We start from the raw sequence: 10,935 nt of genomic DNA on the forward strand, positions 1-10,935 counted from the left end.
CCCCCCCCCCCGATTTGCTTTTATTTAAATATATTATTCCATTATTGTTTCTTGTAAATACGTTTTCCGTCTAGTGAATAAAACTAAACATATTTGAATTATTACATAAGCTATGCAAACAATTAACTTAATATTGAGCAATTTTATTACATTTTAGTATAGTTAACACGTGCATGCACTACATGTGCACTACATGTACGTAAAATATGATTGAATTTAGTGAGACTTGTGTTATAATTGGAACAGTTTACAAAGTTAATTGAAAAATTAAAAAGGTAAAAAATGAGTTCTATTAAGTCTGTGGTTAATGGAATGAAAGGTGGTTTGCAAAAAGCTATTAATCAAAATATAGAAGGCAGAGATACTGCTAAACAACAACTTAAAACAATTGAAAAGCTATCGAACAGAATAGGTGAGTTAAGTAATATATTAGACAATTTAGAAAGTTATATAAAAGATAACAACTTAAAAATGGCAGAAATATACGTAAAGAAAGCAAAGCAAGTGTTAGGTTGATTGTAATTAATAGAAGAAAAGAGGGGTAGGAGGAAGTATGGCAGAGAACGATATTGATAACGATATTGATATTGATAACGATAGTGATACTAGTACAACTGAAGTTGTCAAAAAGATAGCAAAGGTAGCGGTTTTCATAGGTACTGCCTTGGTTGGCCTTGCGGAAATTGTAACAAAAGGAATAGAAGTATTAGAGGACAACGATAAAGATTAAGCGACCCAAATTCTATATTATTTCTTCTTATTATTTAAATTTAGCCCTCTCCACCATCTCCAAAGCGCTTCTTATATTCCCATTTTTGGACAGGATTTTTGATGCTTCGAAATAGCTTTTGGCTTTGTAGTAGTCGATATCTATCTTCTCTATTGCCTTTTCAGTCTCTTGAACATTGTTTATCTCTGCCAATCTCTTTGCAATGTGAGAGTAAATCTTAAATTTGTATGGTTTATATTCAATCTTATCTGCAAGAGTTAAGGCTTTGCCTATATCGTTAATACTTATGAAGTAATCCGCAAGTGTTTTGTATGCTTCTATTCTGTATGAGATATAGTTTGTTTTATCTGCTATCTTCAAAGCTCTGTCTATATCCTTTGCTTCTATAAGCTTCTTTACTATGTTTGCGTAGGATTCTGCTTGATAATAGCTATGGTCTATAAGCTCTGTTATCTCTATTGCTTCTTCTATTCTGCCATCCTTCATAAAGATATCAGCAATACCAAAATACACATCTGCCCTGAAACCATCGTTTGTTAGACTCTCGGCTGATCTTATGGCTTCATCCATTTTGCCAATTTCAGCCATTCTATAGGCATAGCCAGCATAAGCATCTGACTTATAGAAGTCGTCTTTGTCTTTTTCTTCTATCTCTTCATCTATGACTTTATGAAGCTTTTTCATTAACTCCCTTGCTTCTTCTTCTCTGCCAATCTCGGCTAAACTGGCTGCTACAAAAGAATACATTTCAGCTTTGTCGTATCCTTCGACTTTCTCTAAAGCTTTAATGGCTTCATCTGCTATTTTATTGGCATCTTCTATCCTACCTGCTTTTTTCAAATCGTTTATTATCATATAGCAGGTTTCAACTTCCCAGTTCTTTACATTCACCTTCTCTGAGAGAACCCTAACAGCTTCATCAACAAAGCCAAGCTCTGCTAAACGGGTTGCTATAATGGAGTAAACTTCTGATTGAACTAAGCACTCCTTTATGCTTTCTGCTATTTTGGTTGCTTCTTTTAGAAACTCTATGGAACTCTGAGTGCATTTATCGTTTAAGTTGGCACTCTCTTCTGTAAACAGGGCTTTTATAGCATTATCTAAAAATCCTTCTCTTGTTAAATATTCTACCACTATCTTGAAAATTTCAGCTTTATCTAAGTCGTCTTCTGCTCCTTTGGATAAGGTATTTATGGCTCTTTGTGCATCTCCTAATCTCAGAAGCTCAGCTATTATAACAGGATAAATTGTCATAGCCTTATACTGTCTGTCTTCTAATGTGCTAGTTAGTTCTATCGCTTTATCAATCTCTTTCTTCTTTATAAGGTGCTCTGCTATCACAACAAGAAATCCTGTTCTGATAATCTCAAAATCGTTTGCTTTCATTATCTCTATTGCTTCATCAATACGGTTTATCCTACTTAAGAGCTCTATCAATAGAACAACTGCTCTCTCTTTCTGAAAATAGATATTCTTTATCTTGTCTGTAAGTTCTTTGATTTTCTCTATTAGGTTTTCTACTTCATCTATCTCTCCTGACTCATAAAGCTTAATAGCCACATTGAAATAGGTCTCTACTTCATAAACCATAAAATAGTCGTTTATCTCTTCTTCTATTTTTCTTAACTCTTCTCTCAAATCCTTTAGGTTTTTCCTTACGGTAGAGTTCTTCTTTCTCTTGGCGGATAATCTATCTATAAGAAGGGTGTAGACTTCCATTCTTAAGTAATCGCTTTTCAGTTTTTTAATGCTACTTTTTAGATTCCTTATGTTGAACCTAAGACTTATAGGGTCTTCTTCGCATGCACCTTTGCACTTGATATGAAACTCATTGGCCACTCCCAAAAACAGCCTGATGTTGTTTGTCTCATAGGAGATGTTTATGAGTTCATCTAAAAGGTAGTGTTTGGATCTTAATATGGGAGTGATTGGCTCATCTTGTTGATATTTTGGTGGTTTGTTTGTCATAGCAGCTCTTAGAAGCATAATCTCTAAGTAGTAGCCCATAATGGTTTTCAGGTTTTCATCTATTTTTGAGAAACCTTCCTTTTTCTCAAGCATTACATAGATTTTCCATATAAGGTCATCTAAATCTTCTTTATACTCTTCTATTTGAGAGTAGCTCTTTCGGATTTTATACAAGAGATTATACTCTTCTTTGTCAAAGATAAGCAGACTCAAGATATCTATAAGCTCTCTTTCTGAGAAGTGAGAAACATCTATGTGATAAGTTAGATTGCCTACGGCATAATTCAAAAGTATGGATTCATCTTTATCTTTTGCGTTTTTATTCACTATCTTTTTTAAAATCTCTCTGTTTACATAAAACTTACAGATACTCTTGTTTGCTTCTTCGAAAGCTTCGCTTAGTTCTCTTTTTAGTTGCTTTTCTTCTTCTGGTCTTCCTGTAGCTATTGGAAGCTTTACGAAATCTCTAAGATAGATACTGTTTGGACTGTATAGCTTTGGCTTACCTTCGATATTCAGAAACTCATGCCAGAATTCTAAAAGATGCTCTATATACTCTTGATTAATACCGCTGAAGCTATGAAGCATATATGCTGTTATAGGCTCTCTTGATGCTGTAAGCAGAGCAAGAATCCTTTTGTCATCCTTCCAAGTTGATGGGTTGTTTTTCTTCCAATTAAGGAAAAATGAGAAATATGGTTCGTATTTTTCAAAGGTTAAACCTACCAATTTTACCTCCCATTTCTTCATATCCATCTTACACAATTATCTAAAACCTGCAAAACTTATACTTCTCTGTACGGCGAAAAACAGTAAATATAATCCTCTTCTGTCATCTCTTTTGGGTCCCAGAAAAAGTTATTCTTTCTAAAAACTGTGTTTGGGTAATATCTCTCTTTCCAGAGTTTTACTATCTCTACAGCTTGGTATATCTCTTTCCTTGTAGCTGCTATTTTTGAAACCCTACCTCTCAACCATTTATGAAGTTCTATCATTTGGTCGTATGCATCTTTTGTGTATCTGTGTTTTTCTGTAAAGGCTTTTACCTCTCTGTTAACTAAAGCTATTTTACTGCTTACAGAAGGGTGTGATTTTAAAATCCCTTTTATTTTTTCTTTAAATTGTTTTATTTCTTCGTCTCTTATTTTTATCTCAAGAGTCATTCCCTTATTAGCTTTTACCCTTCTAATTTTATAGTCCCAGAATTCAACATATTGCTTTTCAATATCTATACAACCATTAAAAGGCTTTTTTTCAAGCTTAATAAATTCATTTGAGCGTCTTAACTCAAACCCATCTCTATCATTCAAGAACATTACAGGATCAAATATTCTATTTACAAGAGAACCTCTTAAAGCATTCAAACCATAGCTTTGCAAAAACAAACCTGTAAGAATCTCGATAAATTTACCATCTTTTATGCCCAAAACATTTAGATTTATTTGCAACTTGTCTAAATCCGGCTCTCTTTCAATAACACGAACTCTTACATATTTCCTGCCTATTCTGTTGCTCGTTAGGAACCTAAGATAAGACAAAAAATGCCCTCTTGTCCAATCAAGCTTATATGTATATGGTGTTTTTTGAAGGATAGGGGCAAGAACAAGAAAAGCACGGTATAGATTTATAATATTTTCCCGTATCTGCAAATCCTTTGCTTTCGGGAAAAACTTGTATGTGAGTTTCTCTGCATATTTCACGAATGTATCACGGTTGTAAAACTCACACAAAAACCCGGGCGGGTATGTTGTGTATCCGACTATTTTTGCCTGAGCTCTCCTTAAGGCTATATACAATCTTGCATTCGTAAGGTCACCCATACAGCTATTATACTGATAATAGAAAAATAATCAAATAAAAACAATAATATTACAATATATTAATGAAGTGGATATAAATATATTGACAACCACCAAAAATGGAAGCATACTAATAGTGCCCAGTATGGGCATGTTCTTTTGCCAAATTGCCCACACATTTCCCCAAAAAACAAGGAAGTGTGTGACTATATATGCCATGCCATGCCGTTACCACTGTGCTTTTTCCGTGTAGGCGGACTAGCCACCCGCCGTTGGGGACTTGCCACCCCCAACACAAGCGGAAAAAAGCACAGGTGCTGGAGAGCCGGGTGCGATCGAAAGACGCACGCCCGGTTTGGGAACCAGCCTGTGGGAGCTACCCGAACTCCGGGGTGTGACTACAGGTTGAGTTCACGCCGCCACTCTTGGAGTGGTGCGACTGCCTATCTTGGACTCCCTCTTGGTCAGGGGGTGTATCCTAAGGCAGATAGCTATGGATACACAACCTGCAAGGCAGGTGTCGGCCGCGTTGGGCTAAACCGGGATGGCAACCCGGCGAATCCATTGCGGTTAGAGCAGACACCTTAAAGCCCGAAAGGGCGAGCCGAGGGTCTATGGTGACGAGAGGAACCCCCGCTGTAAAGTCTGCTGTAGTAGGTGCAAGTAAGACGAGCTGTGACACTTCGTAGTCTGAAAGCCACCTTTTAAAGCTTGCGATAAGGGTCGCAAGGCTGAATCAGCAGGCACAGGGGGCACCTAAGGACCCATATAGGGAGTGTGGGGTAAAAGCCCACGGTGGCGGGCTACTCCAATAGGAGTAAGTGCCATCTCGAGAGAAGGGGCGAAGTAACCAGCTGGCTACGGTTGGCTGGGCTCGGAGGCGCCGTAGTAACCCCCCAAAAAAAGGGCAACGCCTGCGTCCGACCTTGTGTTAATAGCACAAGGCATCCGATCCGGCTGGCAACCGGAAAGGTGTAAGCGAAGGACAGGCGTGGGCTTGAAAAGAGCCCAGGGCGAAGGGCGCTAGGCACGCATGGCAACGGCAAACGGCATGGCATGTATAGTATTAGGTAAATTTGGCAAAGTTTAGTGCGAATCGGGGTGAGAGCCCCCTTGACATATATTGTCGGGGGAGCGGCTCTCCCCCGGTTATAATCGAATACATCTATTATCGTTCAATAGAGTTATTTACACACTACGGGCAAATTAGAAAACTGACGCCCTCGCTTCGCTCGGTTGTCGGCTCGACGTTTGCCTTTTGCTCGCTTACGCTCGCAAAAGTTTGCCGTCGAGCTCAAATCTTACAGGAACTACAAATCAAATTTGGCTTAGACTCAAGCCCGCCGTGTAGGAGCAAAGGCGTTAGCCTTTGCGAGTAGGCGGCTAAAAACCATAGAATTGGTAGAAACTCTTTTTTCCTGTAGTTTGGTGAAAAGTATAGATTTTGGGAAAGAGCCTATTCTAAAAAGCAGAACTCTATCTCCTTGTCAGAAAAAAATGAAAAAACAACAACAAACAACAAGGGTGGTGGGTGGGAATAGATATCTTCTCCCATAGAATTTTTCTTCTCCGGTTGTGTTTTATATTTTTAGGTTTTAAAGTTTTGCGGTTCCGGGAATGGTGTCTCTATGCGGGTTTACGAAGATAAAGGACGACAAATCTAATAACAAACAACGACAAATCTAATAACAAACAACGACAAATCTAATAACAAACAACGACAAATAACTTTACAAATGTCGTTTTTAGTGTATAATTTTTGAAAAGGAAGGGTGGTATGAGTATGCTTGTAAAAGCTATGAAAAAGAATGCTGTTATAATTCATAAGCCAAGTGGCATGATAGCAGTTCAAACTGAGATGACTTTGGAGCAACGAAAATTCTACAATGCTTTTATATATGTAGCTAAACAAGAATTAAAGAAAAATAAAGACACAAAGGTGTTTAGGTGTGCTTTGACCGACTTAAAAGCTATGCTTGATAAGGCAAAACAGAATAACACTTACTATATTGACCTTATTTTTGATTTACAAGAACGCAAAGCATATTTTGATATATTGAGAAAAGATATTCGTGTTAGAGGTAAAATGAATGTTCTATCTTATGCTGGAGTTATCGAAAGGCGAAGCAAAAAAGAGGAAGTTTGGATAGAGTTTGAGTTTCCAGAAAGAATAAGAAAAGCTCTTATAGATATGAAGGGTATGTATGCAGAATTAAACCTTATAATTGAGAAAGGTTTTAGATCAAAATACACATTGGTTTTGTATGAGAATTTAAGAGATTACAAAAATGTTGAATTTCCAAAGATTGAACTTGAGACTTTTAAAAAACTCTTAGGTGTTGAAAAGGGTGAATATAAGCGATTTTTTGATTTAAAGAGAAGAGTAATAGATGTTGCCGTAGAAGAGCTTAATGAAAATGAGAATATTGACTTTCTTGTATCTTATGAGCTCTACAAGACAGGCAGAAAATATACACATATAAAGTTTTTTATAAAACCCAAACCCCAACAGCTCAAGTTAGCCCAACAGACCGAAGACTATAAATCTCTTGCCGAAGATAAAGACTTACGGGAGCTTCTTTTTTTACTTCCCGAGCAATACAGAAAGCGCAAAAATTGTATAAATCTATTATTGGGTGTTTTAGAGGAAAAGGGTAAGGAATACATAAAGGCCCAGATAGACTATACAAGCAAAAAGAACCCTAAAAACTATTGTGGTTATTTGAAAAACGCCATAGAAAAGGATTACGCTGGCGTGGAAGAAATAGAGTTGGAATTTGATGAGGAAGAGGATTGGAAAAAAGAAGTTATCGGTAAGGTTGTGAGAAACGCTAAAACTGGCGAACGCTGGAAGATTGCCCACATAGGAGAAAAGGACGAAGAAGGATATTACGAGGTTAGGTTGGATAAAATAGATGACCCGGATACTGTGAGATGGTTTAAGTGGACTGATGAAAAAATAAGGAATTTAATTAAAAGATAGATTTAATTTTCTATAAAATTCTCCCAACGTCCAATAAAAAGTATTTATTTTAATGTTTTACAGATAGAAGACTGATTATTGAATGAGGTTTTTATTTGATGATACCTATCAAATATGTTTTTGATAAGTTATCAATTTGACACATATAATTATTGTAATGATAACAATATTTAGCGTTAACTGTCAATTGATGTATTATCAAATAAAGCAGGTTTAATACAAAAACCCGAACAACCAAAGTGGTATCCTGTTATCACTTCCTATCTCTTCATCATCAATAACCAGATATGAGTTTTTGATATTTTTTATTTGTCTCTTTGTTTTTCTTTTTCCGCCTATCTCGAAGACATATTTGTCATCTATTATATAATCTCCATATTTTGAGTATCTAATATTGTACTCATTTAATTGAGATACAAAGAAACTTTCTCTTGTAGCTCCTATATTTTTATCTTGACATAGAACATTAAAGAGATTCGGGTTGTCAAGTAGTACTTTGTCTGGTTTTTGGAGTATAGCATTACCTTTCTTGTTGTAATATAAGAGATGGATTAATTTTCCCTTATGTAGTGCTTCAATGTAGTTATATAGTGTTCTGAGGTTTATACCTATTTCTCTTGATAGGGCTGTTATATTAAAGCTTCCGGGTGGATTCTCGCACAGAACCACGAGAAGTTTTTTTAGACTGTGAATATTTTTTATGTCTATATTGAATAGATATAAAAGCTCACTTTCTATTGTTTTATTAATAACCTCAAGAAGTTTTAATATATAAGTGTCTTGACTGCTTTCTAAGAAAAACGGATATGCACCAAACTTTATGTACTCTTCAAAGTATTTAAGTGGTCTTATTTTTGAGATGATATCAAAAGCAATCTTTTCGTGGTTATTTAATATACTTTCCAAATCAAAGTAATCAAATTTATCCTTTAACCTTAACTCTAAAAATTCTCTAAGTGATAAAACCGGGATATCATAGATTACTGCTCTTCTGCTCAAATCGCTACTGGATAAAGCAATGGCAGAAGAGCCAGAAAAGACAACTTGTATGTCAAAAAAATCATATATAGATTTTAGCTCTCTTTCGAAGTCCTTTTTATGATGTATCTCGTCGAACGCTATTAACTTTACACCCTTTTTATAAGCAATTTCAACTATATCAAGTAAAGAGTATTCTTCTACTATAGGATTATCTAAGGATACATATAGCTTCTCGTTTAAAGGGATATCAACAGAATTTAAATATTGATGGATAATAGTAGTTTTACCGACACCTTTTGCCCCTTTCAGTCCTATTATTTTTTCTTTGAAGTCTATTTTGTGATATATGCTTCTCTTGTACTCTGGAACTTTTGATGAGAGAAATAGAGATGAATAGTATTTTATCTTATCAAACATAGAAACCTCCACATAATTGTATTATAATACAAAATTAGTATATAAAAAAGTGTGTTGGAATACAAAAAATTATTAAATTACTAGCGGTTTAAGTTTTTGTCTATTTGATGATACTTATCAAATATGTTTTTGATAGGTCATCGATTTGACGCTTATAATCCTTATAGTAATAGTTATTATTGCCATCAACCATCAATTGATGTATAATCAAATCTATGAATATAAAAGAACTTTCTGAATTGGCACATATGAATTACCATACTGTTAGGAAATATTACTTGGCACTCTATGATAGAGGGATAGTTACGGAACCAACAGAGGAAGTAATACCTCTGTTGAAGCAGATTGCTAAATTTACATCTGAAGGATTGAGTGTCCAAGAAGCTATAAATAAACTCGTGAAAAAAGATGATACGCCCCAAGCCTTTGCGTCTATTTTATTAAGACTTGAGAAAAAGATTGATGATCTTGAAAAAGAAAATAGAGCTCTAAGGGAGCTTGTACAAATCCAACTTGCAGAAATGAGAAAAATGTTGCCAAAACCAGAAGAAAAACCTGAAAAGAAGAAAAGTTGGTTTAAGAGATTATTCTCTAAAAGTTAAGATAGTTATATTTATTGACTTTGTTTACTTTAGGAATAAAATATTTTCAAGAATTTATATATTAATACTATAAGAGGAAGGAGGTTTTATGGCAAAAGGTCCAAAGGTAGAATTCCGTAAGCCAGACGATGTTATAAAAGTGGCCGGGAAAATAGTAGGGTATATCTATAAAGTAGGTAAGGAAATTGTTATAACCACCATAGAGGGTGCAAAAAAAACTCCAACCAACTTAAGAAAATAAAGAAGTCTAGGATCAGGTAGGTAAGTTTTAGTAGTCCTAATTATATCAACATTATATCAACCCTTTATCCCTTAATATTCCTTTAGCTTCCTGACCGCTTATTCTGAGGTACATGGCAGTTGTAGTTAAAGCAGAGTGCCCTAATAAATCTTGAACAATTGTAACCGGAACACCTGCTCTCAAAAGTTCTATAGCTCTTGAGTGTCTTAAAATGTGTGGGTGGGCTAAATTTTTAGGGATATGAGCTTTCTTTGCTAATTCATAAAATTTTCTACGGAAGTTGCTTTGGTGAAGTTTAAACACCTTTCCTCTCATTTTTGGATACTCTGCGATATATCTGGCTATTTCGCTTACTACTTTGTCTGGGACAGGTATTATACGAGTAGTATTTTTCTTTTTTTTGCTATGTCTCTTTAAGGTGATAAGTCTTATTTCTGAGTTTCTAAAGTCTATATCCGTAGTATCATCTATAAGTAATACTTCACCTATTCTTGCTCCTGTGTAGCGTAAAACGAGAAAGGTTAACCAATAACGACCTCTATTGAGCTTTTGGGCTTTTTTTGTATCAGTATCATACCAATCTAAAAATACTTGAGTAAGGGCATTTATCTGCTCTGGTAATAAATATTCTATGGAACTTGAAACCATTAAAGAACTGGGGTTGTAAATTCTGAGTTTATCCATACTTCCCTCGTATTTATTATATTATTATTTTAAAGATAAACATATAATCATTATAGAAAAAAACATTATAAAAAGTCAAAAAGTCGGCGTTTCTAGGAAGTTTGATTATAAATTTTGATACGAAAATATAAGATAGCATATAATTTTCAACTGGTTTTTTGTTAAGTTAATAATATACTCATAAGAGAATTAGAGAATTCAGTTTTTAAGAATTAATTAATCTATAATTTACCTTTTTCTATCAATTGGAAAAGACAAGAGGATTGGAAAATATAGGTAAAATACTTTATTCAGATATTTATAACTGCACCACCATCATTCCAGCAATGCTTGCAGTGTTTGTACTTTGAGTAACCTCTTTTTCGTATTTCTTGTTGAGCTTCTTTTTCATCAGGGAAGTCACTGTATTCCTTCATTTTTTCAAGCTGGCACTGGGGTTTTTGGTTGTCTATATTGTGAACTCTTATCAGTTTGTCCGAAGCTACTATTCCTTGTTTCCAGTTAACTCTAACTTTCATTCCCCCCCCCCC

10 protein-coding genes are annotated in these 10,935 nt (G+C 35.1%); 5 read left to right on the forward strand and 5 right to left on the reverse strand.

What is annotated here, in order from left to right:
• The first annotated feature begins 282 nt into the window (after nucleotides 1-282).
• Nucleotides 283-516: a CYTH domain-containing protein gene (locus G415_RS0109150; RefSeq protein WP_022671382.1), complete on the forward strand. Its 234-nt coding sequence runs from the start codon at nucleotides 283-285 to the stop codon at nucleotides 514-516.
• Nucleotides 517-553: 37 nt separating this feature from the next.
• Nucleotides 554-730 carry a hypothetical protein gene (locus G415_RS11115; protein WP_022671383.1) on the forward strand — a complete coding sequence of 59 codons (177 nt, stop codon included), beginning with the start codon at nucleotides 554-556 and terminating at the stop codon, nucleotides 728-730.
• A 30-nt stretch (nucleotides 731-760) separates the two neighbouring features.
• On the opposite strand, the gene G415_RS0109160 is transcribed toward G415_RS11115, so the two are convergent.
• The gene (locus G415_RS0109160) at nucleotides 761-3,454 is read right to left on the reverse strand and encodes a tetratricopeptide repeat protein (protein WP_026939687.1); all 2,694 of its coding nucleotides are present in this window, start codon (nucleotides 3,452-3,454) and stop codon (nucleotides 761-763) included.
• A 29-nt stretch (nucleotides 3,455-3,483) separates the two neighbouring features.
• On the reverse strand, nucleotides 3,484-4,518 hold the full coding sequence (locus G415_RS0109165) for a hypothetical protein (RefSeq protein ID WP_022671385.1): 1,035 nt from the start codon (nucleotides 4,516-4,518) through the stop codon (nucleotides 3,484-3,486).
• A gap of 1,756 nt (nucleotides 4,519-6,274) precedes the next feature.
• Here G415_RS0109165 and G415_RS0109175 point away from each other — a divergent pair.
• Nucleotides 6,275-7,480, forward strand: a complete 1,206-nt coding sequence (locus G415_RS0109175; protein ID WP_026939688.1) for a replication initiation protein — start codon at nucleotides 6,275-6,277, stop codon at nucleotides 7,478-7,480.
• Nucleotides 7,481-7,693: 213 nt separating this feature from the next.
• On the opposite strand, the gene G415_RS0109180 is transcribed toward G415_RS0109175, so the two are convergent.
• Nucleotides 7,694-8,878, reverse strand: coding sequence for an ATP-binding protein (locus G415_RS0109180; RefSeq protein WP_022671388.1), 1,185 nt, complete (start codon nucleotides 8,876-8,878; stop codon nucleotides 7,694-7,696).
• A gap of 215 nt (nucleotides 8,879-9,093) precedes the next feature.
• Between G415_RS0109180 and G415_RS0109185 the strand changes: the two genes are divergently transcribed.
• Nucleotides 9,094-9,480 (forward strand): MerR family transcriptional regulator, encoded by a 387-nt coding sequence (locus G415_RS0109185; RefSeq protein ID WP_155825504.1) that lies wholly within the window; start codon nucleotides 9,094-9,096, stop codon nucleotides 9,478-9,480.
• A gap of 88 nt (nucleotides 9,481-9,568) precedes the next feature.
• Complete coding sequence (locus tag G415_RS11120; RefSeq protein ID WP_022671390.1) at nucleotides 9,569-9,721, forward strand: hypothetical protein; 153 nt, start codon at nucleotides 9,569-9,571, stop codon at nucleotides 9,719-9,721.
• Nucleotides 9,722-9,772: 51 nt separating this feature from the next.
• Here the strand turns inward: G415_RS11120 and G415_RS10430 are convergent, their stop codons facing one another.
• Nucleotides 9,773-10,405, reverse strand: a complete 633-nt coding sequence (locus G415_RS10430) for a tyrosine-type recombinase/integrase (protein ID WP_022671391.1) — start codon at nucleotides 10,403-10,405, stop codon at nucleotides 9,773-9,775.
• A gap of 290 nt (nucleotides 10,406-10,695) precedes the next feature.
• On the reverse strand, nucleotides 10,696-10,935 hold a 240-nt coding region (locus G415_RS0109200; protein ID WP_026939689.1), incomplete at its 5' end, for a hypothetical protein.

The organism is Hippea alviniae EP5-r (assembly GCF_000420385.1).
Taxonomy (GTDB): Bacteria; Campylobacterota_A; Desulfurellia; order Desulfurellales; family Hippeaceae; genus Hippea; species Hippea alviniae.